General features: G+C 63.8%; 13 protein-coding genes. 4 read left to right on the plus strand and 9 right to left on the minus strand.

Annotated features, from left to right (window positions below; all coding sequences use genetic code 11):
- Positions 1-22: 22 nt before the first annotated feature.
- From ABXH26_RS16310 to ABXH26_RS16320, 3 genes are read left to right on the plus strand one after another with little or no spacing between them, the layout of a single operon-like run.
- Positions 23-1,285: a hypothetical protein gene (locus ABXH26_RS16310; RefSeq protein ID WP_353568161.1), complete on the plus strand. Its 1,263-nt coding sequence runs from the start codon at positions 23-25 to the stop codon at positions 1,283-1,285.
- A gap of 4 nt (positions 1,286-1,289) precedes the next feature.
- Positions 1,290-2,291, plus strand: a complete 1,002-nt coding sequence (locus ABXH26_RS16315) for a sugar phosphate isomerase/epimerase family protein (RefSeq protein ID WP_353568162.1) — start codon at positions 1,290-1,292, stop codon at positions 2,289-2,291.
- Positions 2,292-2,303: 12 nt separating this feature from the next.
- On the plus strand, positions 2,304-3,458 hold the full coding sequence (locus ABXH26_RS16320; RefSeq protein WP_353568163.1) for a Gfo/Idh/MocA family protein: 1,155 nt from the start codon (positions 2,304-2,306) through the stop codon (positions 3,456-3,458).
- 40 nt (positions 3,459-3,498) lie between these two features.
- On the opposite strand, the gene ABXH26_RS16325 is transcribed toward ABXH26_RS16320, so the two are convergent.
- From ABXH26_RS16325 to ABXH26_RS16340, 4 genes are read right to left on the minus strand one after another with little or no spacing between them, the layout of a single operon-like run.
- Positions 3,499-4,704, minus strand: coding sequence for an ABC transporter permease (locus ABXH26_RS16325; RefSeq protein ID WP_353568222.1), 1,206 nt, complete (start codon positions 4,702-4,704; stop codon positions 3,499-3,501).
- 11 nt (positions 4,705-4,715) lie between these two features.
- Positions 4,716-5,426, minus strand: coding sequence for an ABC transporter ATP-binding protein (locus tag ABXH26_RS16330; RefSeq protein ID WP_353568164.1), 711 nt, complete (start codon positions 5,424-5,426; stop codon positions 4,716-4,718).
- Positions 5,423-6,739, minus strand: a complete 1,317-nt coding sequence (locus tag ABXH26_RS16335) for an efflux RND transporter periplasmic adaptor subunit (RefSeq protein WP_353568165.1) — start codon at positions 6,737-6,739, stop codon at positions 5,423-5,425. Before ABXH26_RS16335 ends, ABXH26_RS16330 begins: the two co-directional genes overlap by 4 nt.
- A gap of 43 nt (positions 6,740-6,782) precedes the next feature.
- On the minus strand, positions 6,783-8,168 hold the full coding sequence (locus tag ABXH26_RS16340; protein WP_353568166.1) for an efflux transporter outer membrane subunit: 1,386 nt from the start codon (positions 8,166-8,168) through the stop codon (positions 6,783-6,785).
- Positions 8,169-8,440: 272 nt separating this feature from the next.
- Here ABXH26_RS16340 and ABXH26_RS16345 point away from each other — a divergent pair, with 272 nt between their 5' ends.
- On the plus strand, positions 8,441-9,133 hold the full coding sequence (locus ABXH26_RS16345) for a hypothetical protein (RefSeq protein ID WP_353568167.1): 693 nt from the start codon (positions 8,441-8,443) through the stop codon (positions 9,131-9,133).
- A 71-nt stretch (positions 9,134-9,204) separates the two neighbouring features.
- Here the strand turns inward: ABXH26_RS16345 and ABXH26_RS16350 are convergent, their stop codons facing one another.
- The 5 genes from ABXH26_RS16350 to ABXH26_RS16370 all read right to left on the minus strand — a co-directional run bounded on the left by ABXH26_RS16350 (position 9,205) and on the right by ABXH26_RS16370 (position 16,437).
- Positions 9,205-10,824, minus strand: a complete 1,620-nt coding sequence (locus ABXH26_RS16350; RefSeq protein WP_353568168.1) for a DmsC/YnfH family molybdoenzyme membrane anchor subunit — start codon at positions 10,822-10,824, stop codon at positions 9,205-9,207.
- A gap of 236 nt (positions 10,825-11,060) precedes the next feature.
- Entirely contained in the window at positions 11,061-12,845 is a 1,785-nt protein-coding gene (locus ABXH26_RS16355) for a NirA family protein (protein WP_353568169.1), read from the minus strand.
- A 133-nt stretch (positions 12,846-12,978) separates the two neighbouring features.
- Positions 12,979-13,851: an ABC transporter ATP-binding protein gene (locus ABXH26_RS16360; protein WP_353568170.1), complete on the minus strand. Its 873-nt coding sequence runs from the start codon at positions 13,849-13,851 to the stop codon at positions 12,979-12,981.
- 41 nt (positions 13,852-13,892) lie between these two features.
- Positions 13,893-14,801, minus strand: coding sequence for an ABC transporter ATP-binding protein (locus ABXH26_RS16365; protein WP_353568171.1), 909 nt, complete (start codon positions 14,799-14,801; stop codon positions 13,893-13,895).
- A gap of 34 nt (positions 14,802-14,835) precedes the next feature.
- Positions 14,836-16,437 (minus strand): ABC transporter permease, encoded by a 1,602-nt coding sequence (locus ABXH26_RS16370; RefSeq protein WP_353568172.1) that lies wholly within the window; start codon positions 16,435-16,437, stop codon positions 14,836-14,838.
- Between the last annotated feature and the right edge of the window lie 31 nt (positions 16,438-16,468).

A 16,468-nucleotide genomic window follows, 5' to 3' on the forward strand; every position in this document is an offset into this window, starting at 1 on the left:
AGATAAGCTTTTCCCAAAACCCATGAACCATCCTAAAATAGTCCAAGATCTCACGACGCGCACCGCGGACATCCGGACGGCAGTCGATGCCCACCTCGAGGAAACCGGCGGCCTGCTTCGTTTATCGCCCACCTGGGTGCCCCGGTCGTTTCTGCAGCCGGGCCTCCGGATCAAGCTGCACCCTGACGATACCTACGCCTACGGATTGAGCCGGGGCGGGATCGACGAGCGCTGGTTTGGCTCGACCACCGAGACGGCGAACGAAGGTCGCGATGCTGACGAGGGGCTGTCCTACGTCGTGGTCGGGAGTGAAAGATTCACCCTGCGCGAGGCGATCGCCGAGTGCGGCGCGGACATCGTGGGCGAGGCGATCTGGGGAAAATACAGCAAGTGGCCGGTTTACTCGAAGTTCTTCGACAACATGGGGCCGATCCCGCACCACATGCACCAGAATGCCGAACAGGCGGCGCTGGTCGGTCAGGAGGGAAAGCCGGAGTCCTATTATTTCCCGCCGCAGCATAACAACGTCGGTAACAATTTCCCCTACACCTTCATGGGCTTCGAGCCGGGGACGACCCGTGACCAAGTCCGCAAGTGCATTGAAAACTGGCACAAGGGTGACAACAAGATCCTGGCCCTTTCCAAGGCCTACAAGCTGGAGCCCGGCACCGGATGGCTGATCGATCCCTGCATCCTCCATGCCCCCGGATCGCTCTGCACCTACGAGCCCCAGTGGGGATCCGATGTGTTCGGCATGTATCAGAATCTCGTCGAGGGACGCGAGGTGCCGAGGTCGCTGCTGGTGAAAGACATGCCTCAAGACAAGTGGCAGGACATCGACTTCATCATCGATCAACTCGATTGGGAAAAGAACACGGACCCCCATTTCAAGGATCACCATTATCTTGAGCCGGTGACCTCCGAAAAAGGGGAGGGCTATCACGACAAGTGGATCGTCTACGGCAAAGTCGATGGATTCCAGTATTTCACCGCGAAAGAGCTGACCGTCGAGCCGGGGCAGTCCGTCACGATCAAGGACAAGGGTGCGTACTCGCTCATCGTCGTGCAGGGCGAGGGTCGAGCCAACAAACTCCGCCTCAGTTGTCCCAAGTTGCTCCGTTTCAATGAGCTGTCCGAGGACGAGTTCTTCTGCATCGAATCCGCCGCCAGAGAGGGTGTTGCCTTTGAGAACACCTCTGCAACCGAGCCGCTCGTCTGCCTCCGCTATTTCGGTCCCGAAGTGAACCCGGACGCTCCTGCCATGGGCGCCCATAAAACCCAGTGAATCCATGAAACTCCACAACGCCATGTGGCCCGGCCTGGTCGGCAAGGAGCCAGGCACCGACCATCCGCCCATTTCCCTCGATCGCATGCTCGAAATGACCGCCGCCGCCGAGGTGGGCGGTCGCCGGTTCGATGGCATCGACCTGTTCCTTTTCCATCCGCACATCGATCCCGATGCCTCGGACGACGACCTCCGCGCCATGGCCGACAAGATCGCCGGCGCGGGGCTGAAAGTCGGCTCGATGGTCGCACCCGTCTGGCCCGGAACCGTCGGCGGCTCCGCCTTCGGGTCGCAAGATGATCGGAAAAACTTCGTGCTCGCCGTCGAAAAGTCCTGCCGCATCGGCGGCATCCTTCGCGATCACGGGGTGCGAGATTGCGGACTGATCCGCATCGACTCCGCCGGCAGCGTTGCCGACTGGGCCAAGGATCCGGCGGGCAACACCCGCAAGATCGCCGAGACCTGGCGGGAAGCGGGGAAGATCGCCGAGCAGCACGGCGAGCGGCTCGCCGCCGAGGGCGAGATCTGCTGGGGCGGCATGCATTCGTGGAAGGCGGTGCTCGACACGTTGGAAGCCACCGCGATGCCGGAGGTCGTTGGCTTCCAAGCCGACATCGCCCACACTTATCTTTACCTGATGGGCTACAACGCCCCGGAAGCGGCCTTGCTGCAGGAGGGATATTCGGACGAAGAGTTCTGGTCCGCGTACAAGACGCTCACCGATGCGCTGCGCCCCTGGACCAACGATTTCCACGTGGCCCAGAACGACGGCTCCGTCCATGGCACCGGGAGTCATGACAAAACCGGTCGCCATTGTCCTGCCGACGATCCTGCCGGGAAACTCGAGATCGCCCGTTGTTCCACCTACTGGCTGCAGGATGCCGCAGCGCGTGGGATCCGACATATCTGCTGGGACGGATGCATGTTTCCCAACGATATCCTCGAGCGACAGCAAACCTGGAACACGATTCTCGCGACCATGATTGAGGTCGATGAAGCGTTCTAACCCCTTCAATCCATGTCTGAAAAAAAACAACTCCGCATCGGTCTCATCGGCTACGGTTTCATGGGCCGCACCCACTCGAACGCCTACTCTCAGGTCGGCCACTTCTTCGATTCCGAGCACTCCGTTGTTCGTCAGGCCGTCTGCGGTCGCGATGAGGTAAATGTGAAGGCATTCGCGGAAAAGTGGAGTTATGCGTCCTACGAGACCGACTGGCGGAAGCTCGTCGCCCGGGAGGACATCGACGCGGTTGATATCTGCACTCCGAACGACTCCCATGCCGAGATCGCGCTGGAGTGTGTGAAGCACGGCAAGATGATCCTTTGCGAAAAGCCGCTCGCCCTGAACGGGGAGCAGGGGGAGGCAATGGTGAGGGCCGTCGAGGAATCCGGCCTGCCGAACCTCGTGTGGTACAACTACCGATTTCTGCCGGCGGTCACTCACGCCAAGAACATCGTGGCGGCCGGGGAACTCGGGAGGATCTTCCACTACCGGGCCAATTTCCTGCAGGACTGGACCATCTCCGAAGAGTTGCCCCAGGGCGGCGCGGGCTTGTGGCGCCTCGACGCTGCGGCGGCGGGATCGGGGGTGACGGGCGACCTGTTGGCTCACTGCATCGACACCGCCCGCTGGATCAATGGCGACATCGTGTCGGTGAGCGCGATGACCGAGACCTTCATCAAGGAGCGCGTCCACACCGCCACTGGCGAAAAGCAGGCCGTCACCATCGACGATGCCTGCGCTTTCCTCGCCCGCTTCGAGAACGGCTCGCTGGCGATCTTTGAAAGCACCCGCTACGCCCGGGGGCACAAGGCGCTTTACACCTTCGAGATCAACGGCGAGGAAAAGTCACTGTTCTGGGACCTGCACGATCTCAACCGACTCTCGTACTTCGACCACGGGGTGCCCGGAGACCGGAGGGGATGGAGCAGCATTCATTGCTCCGACGGCGAGCATCCCTACGCGGGGAACTGGTGGGTGCCCGGTCTGTGTCTCGGCTACGAGCACTCGTTCGTTCACGAGTTGGCGGAGTTTCTCCGTTGTCTCGACGATCCGTCGCTGGAGAAACGCTTTCCCGATTTCCGCCATGCGCTGGGCACGCAGCATGTCTGCGATGCCGTCCTCGAATCCGCGCGAAGCGGGCGGTGGGTCGATGTGAAGAAGGCCTGATGCCACCGGGTCCGCGGGCGTCGGGCATCCGACGACACGGTCACTCGTGCCTCAGGGCATCGATCGGATCGAGCTTGGCGGCGCGGCGGGCGGGCATAAAGCCGAAGAGGATGCCGATGGCGGCCGAGAAGACGAAGGCGATGAGGTTGATCTTCGGGTCGAAGATGAAGGGCGTGCCGACCACCTTCACCAGCGCGAGACAAAGTCCATACGCGAGGATGATGCCGCTCAAGCCTCCGATGCACGAGAGCGTGACGGCCTCGACCAGAAACTGCAGCAGGACCTCGCGGGCGCGGGCGCCGATGGCGAGGCGGATGCCGATTTCCCGCGTCCGCTCGGTGACGGAGACCAGCATGATGTTCATGATGCCGATGCCGCCGACGAGCAGGCTGACGCCGGCGACCGCGCCTAACAAGGATGTCATGACCTTGGTGCTGGAGGTGACGACGTCGGCGAGCTGCTGCGAGTCGAAGACGTTGAAGTCGTCCTGCTCGTTGCCGGAAATGTTCCGCCGCTCACGCATCAGGAGGGTGATTTCCGCGACGATCTGGGCGCTGGGAAAGCCGTCTTTGCCGGAGACCATGATCTGGCTGATGAACTTGCCGCCCTGGCTGCCGGTCTGGCGGCGGACGAGCGAGGTGTAGGGGACGATGACGTTGTCATCGAGGTCGTCGCCCCAGCCGCCCTGGCCCTTGGGCGCGGTGACGCCGATGACGAGGGCGGAGGTGCTGCCGACCCGAATGCGTTTTCCGATCGGATCGACGGGCCCAAAGATCTTCTGGCGGATGGTTTCCCCGATCACGCAGACCGAGGCCGAGTCGTCCACCTCCTCCCGGGTGAAGGCGCGGCCTTGGGAGATCTCCCAGTTGCCGATCTTGAAGTAGTTCGGGGTGGTACCCTGGATGTCGAAGTTCGAGTTGTTCTCCTGATAAGTGATGGTGGCGTTCGACTGGACCATCGGCGCGAGGTCGGCCACCCCGTTGATCTGGCGGCGGATCACCTCCATGTCGTCCATGGAAAAGTTGTCCGAGCCACGATTCCACCAGCCTTGGCCGGGGCGGACGATGAGCAGGTTGCTGCCCATTTTGGAAATCTCGCCCTTGATGGTTTCGGTCGCGCCGCGGCCGAGGGTGACCATGGTGACCACGGCGGCGACGCCGATGACGATGCCGATGACCGTGAGGAAAGATCGCGTCAGGTTCCGGCGAATTTCGCGGACGGCGATGAGCAGGGCGTTGAGGAGCATCGAAACCATGGTTAGACGGCGGCAGGTTCGGGGTTTCGCTCGTCGCTGAAGATGAGTCCATCACGGACGTGAATGATGCGTCGGGCGCAGGCGGCGACTTCGTCCTCGTGGGTGACCATGATGACCGTGATGCCCTTGTCGGCGTTGAGTTTCCGGAGCAGGCCCATGATTTCGATGGTCGTCTTCGAGTCGAGGTTGCCGGTCGGCTCGTCGGCGAAAAGCGTCTCGGGATGGGTGACGATGGCACGGGCGATGGCGACGCGCTGCTGCTGGCCGCCGGACAGCTCGGCGGGCGTGTTCTTTTCCTTATCGGAGAGCCCGACGCTGGCGAGGGCTGCGCGGGCGAGTTCGTGGCGCTTTTTTCTCGGATAGCCGCGGTAGAGCAGGGGCAGCTCCACGTTTTCCAGCGCGGAGGTCCGCGCGAGGAGGTTGAAGCCTTGGAAAATGAAGCCCAACGCATGGCGGCGGATCAGCGAGCGCTGGTCCTTGTTGAGGTCCTCGACCTCGATGCCCTTGAAGCGGTAAGAGCCCGAGGTCGGGGTGTCGAGGCAGCCGAGGAGGTTCATCAGCGTCGATTTGCCCGAGCCGCTGGGGCCCATCACCGCCACGAAGTCGCCGCGGGCGATGGTGAGATCGACCCCGCGCAGCGCTTTGAAGGCGGCGGGGCCGGTGCCGTAGACCTTGGTGAGGCCGGTCAGCTCGATGAGCGTCTCCGCGGTCATGAGGTGACGGGCTCGATGCTGGTGATGAGTTCGTCGCCGGGCTGGATGTCGCCGCCGGTGATCTCGGTCACGCTGCCATCGGTGACGCCGGTCTCGACCTCGATCTTCACCGGCTCGTTGTTTTTCAGGATCCACACCGAGGGCGGACCCTGGAGGCTTTTCGGACCGTCGCGACGCCAGCGCCGGCGCCCCGGGCCGAGGCTTTCCACCAGGGTTTCCTCCTCGTCGTCTTCCTTGTTGAGGTCCTCATAAACCTGGGGATCGAAACGCAGCGCCGAGTTCGGCACGGCCAGCACGTCCTGGCGATCGACCACCTGGATATCGACCGTAGCGGTCATGCCGGGGCGCAGGGAGAGGTCATCGTTGGCGACCGAAAGCTCGGTGTCGTAGGTGACCACGCCGCTGGTTTGCGCGGCGGCGGCATTGGCGCCGGCGGTGCTGCTGGCGGAGGCGAAGGCGACCTTCTTGACCGTGGCCTCGTAGGTGCGCCCGGGGTAGGCATCGACGTTGAAGGTGGCGGTCTGACCGGCCTCGACGCGGCCGATGTCGGCCTCCGAGACGGAAACGACAAGCTCCATGGTTTTCAGGTCCTCGGCGATCGTGAACAAGGTCGGTGCGGTGAAGGACGCCGCGACGGTCTGGCCGGTCTCGATCGAGCGGGCGAGGACGACGCCATCGACGGGCGAGCGGATGATGGATTTTCCGAGATCGCTCTCGAACGAGCCGATCTCCGCCTCGGAGGCTGAAATGTTGGCTTCGGCGGCGGCGACATCGGCATCGGCGCGGGCGACCGCGGCCCGTGAGGTCTCCATGACGGCCTTGGACGGAGTCTTGCCGTTGCTGAGCCGGAGCAGTTCCTCTTGGCGGGCAAGGGCGGCCTTGTTCTCGGCAAGCGTGGCCTCGGCCTGGCGGAGACGGGCCTTGGAGGATTCCAGCGCGGCACGGCTCCGCTCGGTCTGCTGCTCGAGCTTCGAGGTGTCGAGGCGCAGCAGCTTCTGGCCTTTTTTGACCGGATCATTGGTGTCCACGAAGACTTCCATGACGGTGCCGGACAGCTCGGAGCCGATGACGATCTGGTTGGTCGGCGCGAGGTTGCCGGAAGCGGTGACGATGATCGAAATGTCGGTCTTTTCCGCAGGACTGGTGACGTAGGTGGTGCCCTGCGCCTCGGCTTTGTTACGGCGCAAGTAGTAGAAAACACCGCCGCCGATCAGGACGAGAAGCAGCACGGTGATGACGACTTTTTTCACGGGACTGGAAGCACCACTGCGGACGATGGCGGCGAGGTCTTCTTCGGAAGAGGGTTGGGACATGGTGGGTGAGGAAAAAGGAGAACGGAAAATGGAAGAAGGGGATTCAGTAGCCGCCGCCGAGAGCCTGATAGAGGCGGATGTAGGCGACGGTGCGATCGGCGTGGGTGGAAGTGAGGGTGTCCTCGAGGCCGAGCAGGGTGCGTTGGGAATCGAGCACCGAGAGGAAGTCGATCTCGCCGGCCTCGTAGCGCTGGCGGGCGAGCTTGTCGGTCTCGCGGGCGAGGCGGGTGGCCTTTTCCAGCTGGGCCAGCCTTTCCGCGATGCGGCGGCAGGCGATCAGGGCGTCCTCGACCTCGGACAGGGCGAGGAGGACGGTCGAGCGGTAGGCTTCGAGCGATTGGTCGACTCGTGCGTTGCTGGCATCAATGCTGGCTCGAATGCGGCCGGCATCGAAGATCGGGCCGGCGAGGCCGGCGAGGATGCTGCCGCTGACCGCTTCGGGGTTGAAGATCTTGCCGCTGCTGACCGAGCTGAGTCCGAGCGAGCCGGAGAGCGAGAGCGAGGGGAAGCGTTCGGCCTCGGCGGCGCGGGTGTTGGCGACGGCGGCAAGCAACGAGTAGCCGGCGATGCGGACGTCGGGCCGCTGGCGGAGGGTGTCGGCCGGGATGCCGACGGCGAGGCGGGTGGCGGGGTCCGGGATATCCGGCGAGCCGGCGAGCAGGGTGTCGAGCCCGCCGGGGGCGCGTCCGCACAGCCGGGCGAGCAGGTTTTTTCCCTGCGCGATGGACTGCTGGAGGGCCGGGATGGCGGCCTTTGACTGAACCAGGCTGGTCTCGGCCTGGCCGGCTTCAAACTGGTCGGCCTCGCCGGCCTGGAGTCGCCAGTCGGTGAACTGGTAGGTCTCGGTCTGGAGTTCGATGTTACGGCGGAGAACTTCGAGGCGGGACTCGTTGGCCCGCAGGCTGACGTAGGCGACGGCGATCTCGGCGGCGAGCGAGGCGCGGACCGAGTTGAGGTTTTCTTCGGCGGCGCCGAGGTTGGCGGAGGCGGCGACGATGTTGCTGCGGGTGCGGCCGTAGAGGTCGGCCTCCCACGAGGCGCTGAGGCCGGTCGAGTAGGATTGGCCGGTGGTGCGCGCCGCTCCATCGCGGTCGGTGAAGCTCGAGCTGGCACCGGCCGAGCCGGAAAGGGTGGGCAGCAGGGCGGCGGCGGTGGCCTTGCGGTTGGCGCGGGCCTCCTTGACGCGGGCGAGCGCGGAGGCGATGTCCGAGCTGCCGTCGAGGCCGGCGCGGATCACGCGGCTGAGCGTGGGATCGTCGAAGGATCGCCACCAGCGGTCGAGGTCGCGGGTGGGCTGGGCGGTGGGAAAACGGCCGGCGTTTTTCCACGCGACCGGGATCGGCCCGGTGGTCGGGACCTGAAAGGAAGGCATGCACCCGGCGAGAAGCAGGAGCGGGAGGAGGCGGATGGACTTGATGGCTGGAAACATGCGCGGGTGTGCCTGCGGATACGTGGCGGCGCCGGTGATCTTCCGGCGGGTCGGCCGGGATATAGTCCTCCGCCGTGGGGAAACAAGGGCGCTTCCGCTAATGCGCGGATGGAGGGCGAGGAAGTGGCGCAGGATAAGGAGACTCACGTAAGGGATCGGATCGCTTCGCGAGGAACCCCGGGAAGCGGGGGAAGTCGCGTCAGCATGCGGACCGCCGGAATCGGATTGTTTCGGCGGAAGAACCCGATAGGAGGAAACCGACCTCTTGACTTATGAAGCTTTCCTCAATCGCCAGCGCCTTCGTGATTCTCCTTGGTCTGTGGAGTTCTTGTTCGGCCGATGCCCTGCCGGATGCGATCAAGCGGCAGGTCAAGGGCGGTGAATGGTCGAGCGAGCTGTTGTGGGTGCATTTGGAAAACTGGTTTCCGCCCCTCGAGGGTTCCGGTCGATCGGTCGAATTGACGAAGCAGAGTCCGCCGGTCGCCTTCCTGCTGGAGGAATGGGATCGGCTCAACCGGAGGTTTCAGTTCAAGGTTTCCATGACCTCCACCATGCGGAACTCGCCCGCGCTCCGACAGGGGCAAGTGGCGAGTCCGTTTCATTTCACCTTTCGAGACAAGGAGTTCATCGAGGTGACCAAGTCCGACATGGATGTCTGGAGCACTGCGGACCGCCTGATCCATCTTCGCTACCAGTTGGCGACACTTGGAAATCGAGCGCAGCGACGGTCGGACACCGAGCTTTACCTAAAGGCAAAGATCTCTCGGGATGAGCTATTGAAGCGACATTTGCAGTTGGCTCATGAGGAAGACTCCGAGGTTTCCTCGTATTGGAAAAGCGTGGTGCTCCCCTGGTGGGAGGAAAACCAGGTGGCCGAAACGGAGCAGCCTCGGTGGATGGGATGGGAACCGCTGCCCGAAGCGGTGAGCTTCGACGAGTGGCTCAAATCGGATCGAGCGAGGTAGATTCGCGTCAGCCTTGAGGCTCGCTGCGATGACTTCGAAAAGACGGGGAATGGGAAAAAGGCCTTCGGAGACTAGAATCCGCCAAAATGGCCGGGCATCTTGGGGGCTTGGACGGCTTGGAAGAAGAGCTGGCGTTCGAGGATTTCGGAGGCGAGTAGGAGGGGGAGGGCGAGCCAAGGGGAGATGAGGATGGAGGCGATGGCGGCGAGGGCGGTGGCGAAGCGGAGGAGGGTGATTTTTTTCAGCGGGCCGAGCATGAGTCGGGCGCTGTGGAGGTCGGGTGTCCAGTCGGTGGTGGGGGGGGACTTGAGGAGAAGGAGGAGTTCGGGGATGGCCTTGGCGAAGAGGGTGAGGGCGAAGGCGGGCTTGGCCCAAGGGTGATCGATGGAGAGGGCGAGGAAGAGGAAGGCGGCGGTGGTGCCGTAGAAGCGGGTGGCGGTGAGGGGAAGGCGCCAGAGCGATCTACGGGTATCGTGGTAGATCATGACGCTGGTGAAAATGGCTAGTGCCCCGGCGGGGAGGGCCAAGGAAAAAGGAGAAAGGAGAAAGGATGCGCTGAGGGGGAAGTCGGGGAGGTAGGGGGCGGCGGCGAGGAGGAGGGGGATGGGGGCGAAGAGGGAGAAGGCGAGGATTTCGCGGGAAAGCCAACTGGTGCGGAGCCCGAGGAAGAAACGCCAGGCTTTGAGGGGCTGACCGAGGTGGAGGGTCGCGGCGGCCATGCCGAGGTTGAAGAGGAGGGCGCCGAGGAGGGTGGGGAGGTGGGATGCAAGGGGGAGAGCGCTGCCGGGGTCCACAGGCGGGACGCCTGTGCTCCCTAGGAGGCCGATGCCGGCTTGGGTGAGGACGAGCATGAAGACGAGCGGCCAGTGGGCGTGCTGGGGGACGAGCTGGTCGCGGTCGGCGGCGCGGGCGGTGGCGGGGACTTGTCGGCCGAGGAAGCGGGTGGTGGGGAGGGTGTGGGGAGCGGGGAGCGCGGAGGTGGGAGCGTGGAGTGAGAAATGGAGGAGATCTGCATTTGCAACCCCTGCTACCGGCTCCCTGCTACTCGCTACTTTCACGATGCGGATGGCTTCGGTGGGGCAGGCTTGGACGCAGGCGGGAGCTTCGCCTTCGGCGAGGCGCTGGTGGCACATGTCGCACTTTCTAACAATGCCGCGCTTCTTGGAATACTTGGGGACGTCGTAGGGGCACTTGAGGATGCAGTAGGAGCAGCCGATGCATTGGTCGTCGAGGTGGCGGACGATGCCGGTGCTACGGTCTTTCTCGTAGGCGCCGACGGGGCAGCCGTTGAGGCAGCCGGGGTCCTCGCAGTGGTGGCAGGCGGTGGTGACGGTCTGCTGCCATCCTGGCGCGACATTCCCCCCGACGAGGGTGCCGGTGTCGCGCCAGGCTTCGTGGTCGTCGAGGCCGTTGAGGTTGTGGCAGGCGGAAACGCAGGCCTTGCAGCCGGTGCAGCGGTCGAGGCTGACCTCGAAGGCGTACTGCTCGCCGGGGCCGGGTTTCGAAAGAGGGATGAGGTTGCGGTAGTGGTCGGCGAGGTCGGGCTGGCGGTCGTGGATTTCCGCGAAGCGGGCGACGGGGGTTTGCAGGGTGGATTGCTCGGCGATGAGGTCGTCGATGAGCGTGCGGAGTTCGCTCGCTTTGGGGAGCGGCGGTTTTTCCGGGGGGGAGGGTTGGAGAGTGGTGACCAAAGGGTTAAGGCAGGGATTGGTGGGAGTTTTCGGGCTGCTGGGGTTCACAGGCGGGACGCCTGTGCTCCTTTTTTCAGATGAGGTCGTCGATGAGCGTGCGGAGTTCGCTCGCTTTGGGGAGCGGCGGTTTTTCCGGTGGGGAGGGTTGGAGGGTGGTGACCAAAGGGGTAAGGCAGGGATCGGTGGGAGACTTCGGGCTGCTGGGGTTCACAGGCGGGACGCCTGTGCTCCTTTTTTCAGGCGGCGGCGAGCTTGGTTTGGTCGATGAGGCCCTGGAGTTCCTCAATGGTGAGGCGGCGGGTGAAGTGGGCGAAGGTTTCGCCGTCCTGGCGCTGGGCGAGGTAGGTGCAGAGGAGCTGTTCGATCAGGGCGTTGATGTCGGTCGCTTTGACGGACTTCCAGACTTCGCGGGCGATGGCTTGTTGGTCGTCGCAGCCGCCGCCGAGGACGATGTTGTAGCCATCGACGGTGGAGCCGTCGTCGATCTTGACGCGGTTGCCCACCATGCCGATGTCGCCGATGTAGTGCTGGGCGCAGGAGTGCTTGCAGCCGGTGAGGTGGAGGTTGATGGGCAGGTCGAGGATCATCTTGCTGGCCAGATGCTGGCCGAGCGCGACAGCCTGGCCCTTGGTCTCGGCGGCGGCGTACTTGCAGCCGGCGCTGCCGGTGCAGGCGATGATGCCGCCGGTGAGGTTGTGATTTCGATGATCGAGACCGGTGGCCTGGATGGCGGTGATGGCGGCCTGAATCTTGTCGTCGGGGATGCCCGGGATGATGAGGTTTTGCCAAACGGTTAGACGGATCTCACTGCGGCCGAACTGATCGGCGATGTCGGCGAGGGCGTGCATTTGCGCGACGCTCATGCGGCCGACGGGCGTGCAGATGCCGATGTAGTTCTTGCCGTCGGTCTGCGGGTGGATGCCGAGGTAGCCTTGCTTGTCCTTGGGGTTGGGGACTTCGCAGTGTTCGAGAGGGAAGCGGCGGAGGGGGAAGGTGAGTTTTTTCTGGGTCTCTTCGAGTGTCTTCTCGAAGCCCCAGTCATCGACGAGATACTTGAGGCGGGCCTTGTTGCGGTTGGTGCGGTTGCCGTTTTCGATGAAGACGCGGATGAGGGCGGCGGCGACGGGGATCGTCTCGGCGGGGGTGAGGAGCACGCCGCAGTCGGTGGCGAACTGCTGGTGGCCGGTGATGCCGCAGAGTTGCATGCGGAAATAGACGCCGGGCTGGAGATTGCTGATTTCCGATGGATGATTGTCGATTGAGTCCTGGGTGACGCGGACGGCTTGGAAGCCGATGTCGTTGGTGTCGGCGCAGACGGAGACGCAGCCGCCGGAGTCGTAGGAAATGTTGAACTTCCGCGGCAGGCCGTAGAGGTCGCGGTTCTTCAGGATGTAGTGATGCATCGCGCGGGCGTAGGGCATCACGTCGATCAGCTCGGTGGGGTCGAAGCCGGTGGTCGGGGTGGCGGTGACGTTGCGGACGTTGTCTGCGCCGGAGCCTTGCGAGGTGAGGCCGAGGTCGGCGAGCTTCATCAGAACCGCGGGGCAGTTCTTGGGCTCGATCTCGCGGATCTGAACGTTGGCGCGGGTGGTGAGGTCGGCGCGGCCGGGGCCCCAGTCCTGGGCAATTTCGGCGAGGCCGCGGAACTGATAAGTGCTCAGCGCGCCGCCGGCGATGCGGCAGCGGAGCATGAAGCTGTCCTGCGCGGGCGCGACGTGAAAGAGGCCGTGGAACTTGTAGCGGAAGACGTCCTCGGCTTCGGGAAACTTGTTGTCGAGGGCGTTGGCGAGGATCTCGTCGTAGCAGTCGAGGCCGTTCTTGGTGTGCTTGATCCGCTCTTCCTTGCAGAGGTCGTCGATGGGGGTGCCGTGGACGGTTTCTTCAACTTCATGGGTGAAGCGGCCGTCGCTGTCCTGACCGAGGTGGGGTATGCTGTCACGGCCCTGGCAGAAGCCCGAGACGAAGGCCTTGATGAAGGTGGTTTGTTCGGTGGAAAAACCGGATTCGTCGATGCTGACCATGGGCTGGGAAAAGCAGGTGGCATGCGATGGGGCGGCTCCGGAGGATGAGGGGGAGGGAAAGTGCGTCACCGGTGCCATGAGGTCGGCTCATGGTGAGGGGATGGGCACGGCGGATGAAGTCCGCCGCCACGGTTCACGCGACGGCCTGGGAGATCTCTTCGGCGGATTCGAGTTTGCGGCCGAGGAAGGTGAGGAGGCTGCTAGAGTCGTGGATCCGCGGTTCGGTGCGGAGGTGGGCGCGCTCGGTGAGGAAGGAGACGAGGTGGTCGAGGCAGCGGAAGTAGAGCGGGTCGTGGAGCATGGTGGCTCGGTCGCGGGGGCGCTCGAAGTCGATGCTGAGAACTTCGCCGATGGTGGCGGCGGGGCCGTTGGTCATCATGACGACGCGGTCGCAGAGGAAGACCACCTCATCGACATCGTGCGACACGAGGACGGTGGTGATTTTTTCGCGGTTCAGAATGTCGAGCATCACGTCCTGGAGCTCCATGCGGGTGAGCGAGTCGAGGCGGCCGAAGGGTTCGTCGAGGAGCAGGACCTTGGGCTTGAGGGCGATGGCGCGGGCAATGCCGACGCGCTGCTGCATGCCGCCGGACATTTCGCGGGGATACTTGTTCATCGAGTCGGCGAGGCCGACGGACGAGAGCGCGTATTCGACGATCTGCTGGCGCTCCTTTTTGGTGGCGTGGGGATAGACGTTTTTCACGCCGAGCATCACGTTGCCGGCGGCGGTGAGCCAGGGCATGAGGCAGGGCGACTGGAAGACGACGGCGCGGTCGGGGCCGGCGCCGTCGATTTCCTTGCCGTTGACGACGATGCCGCCGTCGGAGATCTCGTTGAGTCCGGCGAGCATGGTGAGGACGGTGGATTTCCCGCAACCCGAGTGACCGATGAGGCCGACGAACTCGCCCTGCTCGATGTTCAGGTTGAAATCGACGACGGCCTTGAATGGTGCGCCGTAGGGGTTCGGGTAGAACTTGGCGAGATTGAAGATTTCGACGGAGCGCATCCGATTGAAGATTGGAGATTGTCGATTGAAGATGGGGAAGATCAGGCGGTGTTCTTCCACTTGAGGCCGCGGATTTTGCTGGGGGCCTTGAAGTCGCGGGGGGCGATGTCGGGCATGGTGAGGATCTTGTTTCCGCGGAGCTGGCGGGCCTCCTTGTTGAGGCCGACGAGATAAGAGGTGATGTCGGCCTTGAGGCGCTGGTATTCGGGGTCGTCGGTGAGGGTGCGGCGGTCGCGGGGGCGGGCGAGGGTGATGGGGAAAGCCTCGGCGAGGGTGGCCTCGGGGCCCATGGTGAGAGGGATGATGCAGTCGGCCATGAGGATGGCTTCATCGACGTCGTTGGTGATCAGGACGACGGTCTTCTTTTCCCTGCCCCAGATGTCGAGGATCTCGTCCTGGAGGACGGAGCGGGTGAGGGCGTCGAGGGCGGAGAGCGGTTCGTCGAGGAGCAGGACCTCGGGCTGCATGGAGAGCGTGCGGGCGAGGGAAACGCGCTGGCGCATGCCGCCGGAGAGCTCGTGGGGGCGCTTGTCGATGGCCGGGGTGAGGTGGACCATCTCGATGTAGCGCTCGACGTGTTCCTTGATCTCGGACTTTGATTTTTCGGGAAACACCTGCTTCACGGCGAGCTGGATGTTTCCGTAAACCGTGAGCCACGGGAGCAGGGAGTAGCTCTGGAACATCACGCCGCGCCGCGGTCCGGGGCGGGTGATCTTTTCCCCGGCCATGCGGACTTCACCGGAGGTCGGGAGTTCGAGGCCGGCGAGGAGGGAAACGAGCGTCGACTTACCGGCGCCGGAGAAGCCGATGATGGCGACGAACTCGTTTTCGGCGACGGACAGGTTGACGTCCTTGAGGACATCGACGCGGGTGTTCGCCGGGCCGAAGCCGATGGAGACATGGTCGAGTTCGAGGAAAGGCATGCGCTTGGGGAAAAGTACGGAATTCATGGTAGTTTCGCGCCGGCTGAAGCCAGCGCTCCGATTAGAGGGCGGGGGCGGTGTCGAAGGAGACGAGGCGCTGGAGGAAGACCATGATGCGGTCGAGCAGCATGCCGATGAAGCCGACGATGAAGACCACGACGAACATCTGGGCGAAGGACTGCGAGGAGCCGTTGGTATACATGTCGTTCACGAACTTCCCGATGCCCTCGGAGGTGGAGAGGATTTCCGCGGCGACGAGGACCATCCAGCCGACGCCGAGCGAGATGCGGAGGCCGGCGAAGATGAGGGGGAGGGCGGTGGGGATGATGATCTTGAAGAGGCGCGACCAGAAGCCGAGGCGCAGGACGCGGGCGACGTTCATGTGGTCCTTGTCGATCGAGCCGACGCCGAGGGCGGTGTTGACCAGGGTGGCCCAAAGCGAGCAGAGGGCGACGGTGATGGCCGAGGAGATGAACATCGGGTCGATGCTGTAGTTCCGGATGACCGGCACCTTGTCGAGGGCGGCGACGAGCCAGTGGTTCTCGGGATCGGGCATGAAGCCGCCGACGATGATCATGATGATGGGCAGCCAGACGAGCGGCGAGACCGGCTTGAAGAGGGCGATGAAGGGAGTCATCGCGGCCATGAAGGTCGGCGACAGACCGCACAGGATGCCGATCGGGATGGCGATGGCGGAGGCGATGAGGAAACCGGCGAACACGCAGAACAACGAGCGGACGATCTGCTTGGGCAGGGTCCAGGGCTTGGCGTATTGCGAGGTGGCGGTGGTGGCGAGGAACTCCTCGTTCTTGAGGATGCCGGTGCCGAGCTTGTAGAGGTCGCCCTCAGTGGCGGTGAGGAACTGGTCGCGGGTCTTGGCGAGTTTTTCCTCGGCGGCGTGGAGCTTCACCTCGCGCGAATTTTCGCCGAGCATGTCGATGTATTTGGTGAGGAACTGCTTTTCCTCGCCGAGCAGGGTGGCGGCGCGGAGGGCGGATTTCACCTTGGGAAAGGTGAGCTCCTGGGCCTCGGTGTATTTCGTTTTGAGGGCATCGACTTCGGCTTTGAGGGCGGCTTCGGCCTTTTCGTTGGCGCGGAGTTTTTCGAGGAAAGCCATCCGGGCCTCGGCGGGAGCGGTGGCGAGCGTGGCGGCTTCGGCTTTGAGCGTGGCGGCGCTTTGTTTGCGGAAGTCGCGGTATTCGGCGCGCTTGGCGTCGTAGGCGTCCTTGGATGGGGCGACGGAGAGATCGAAGCGCTCTTTCGATGACTCGCGGGCGGAGGTGAGCTGTTCCTTGGCGAGGGTTTCGAGCTTCTCGACTTCGGCCAGGCGTTCGGTGGCGGTCTTCATTTCCGCCTCGCGGGCGGGACCGGTGAGGAGGAAGCCGTTTTCCTTGGCGGTCTCGCGATCATGGAAGCGCCAGATGCCTTTTCCGGCGTCCCAGACGACGCTCGGAGTCGGGACTTCTCCCGCCTTGGTCTTGTGCTTCGGGGCGATCATCGACCACAGCCAGAGGAAGGCGAGGAAGGCGAACACCGGCACCACGATGAAACGGACGATGTCCTTGACCTGCTTCTGCGGTTCCTCGCCGGTGACGAGGCGGACGACCGGTGAGAGGAAGCTCAGGCCGGCGGTGTCGATGAATTTGAGGAGCTTGTATTTCATGGGGTGCCGAGTGCGCGGAGGCGAAAGGAAA

This window comes from Haloferula sargassicola (genome assembly GCF_040362925.1).
Taxonomy (GTDB): Bacteria; Verrucomicrobiota; Verrucomicrobiia; order Verrucomicrobiales; family Akkermansiaceae; genus Haloferula; species Haloferula sargassicola.

Excerpts from the sequence above, each read along its gene's own strand:
- ABXH26_RS16370 (WP_353568172.1), bottom strand. The coding sequence starts at position 16,437 with ATGAAATACAAGCTCCTCAAATTCATCGACACCGCCGGCCTGAGCTTC.
- ABXH26_RS16325 (WP_353568222.1), bottom strand. The coding sequence starts at position 4,704 with ATGCTCCTCAACGCCCTGCTCATCGCCGTCCGCGAAATTCGCCGGAAC.
- ABXH26_RS16330 (WP_353568164.1), bottom strand. The coding sequence starts at position 5,426 with ATGACCGCGGAGACGCTCATCGAGCTGACCGGCCTCACCAAGGTCTAC.
- ABXH26_RS16360 (WP_353568170.1), bottom strand. The coding sequence starts at position 13,851 with ATGCGCTCCGTCGAAATCTTCAATCTCGCCAAGTTCTACCCGAACCCC.
- ABXH26_RS16340 (WP_353568166.1), bottom strand. The coding sequence starts at position 8,168 with ATGTTTCCAGCCATCAAGTCCATCCGCCTCCTCCCGCTCCTGCTTCTC.
- ABXH26_RS16345 (WP_353568167.1), top strand. The coding sequence starts at position 8,441 with ATGAAGCTTTCCTCAATCGCCAGCGCCTTCGTGATTCTCCTTGGTCTG.
- ABXH26_RS16335 (WP_353568165.1), bottom strand. The coding sequence starts at position 6,739 with ATGTCCCAACCCTCTTCCGAAGAAGACCTCGCCGCCATCGTCCGCAGT.
- ABXH26_RS16315 (WP_353568162.1), top strand. The coding sequence starts at position 1,290 with ATGAAACTCCACAACGCCATGTGGCCCGGCCTGGTCGGCAAGGAGCCA.
- ABXH26_RS16320 (WP_353568163.1), top strand. The coding sequence starts at position 2,304 with ATGTCTGAAAAAAAACAACTCCGCATCGGTCTCATCGGCTACGGTTTC.
- ABXH26_RS16365 (WP_353568171.1), bottom strand. The coding sequence starts at position 14,801 with ATGAATTCCGTACTTTTCCCCAAGCGCATGCCTTTCCTCGAACTCGAC.
- ABXH26_RS16355 (WP_353568169.1), bottom strand. The coding sequence starts at position 12,845 with ATGGTCAGCATCGACGAATCCGGTTTTTCCACCGAACAAACCACCTTC.
- ABXH26_RS16310 (WP_353568161.1), top strand. The coding sequence starts at position 23 with ATGAACCATCCTAAAATAGTCCAAGATCTCACGACGCGCACCGCGGAC.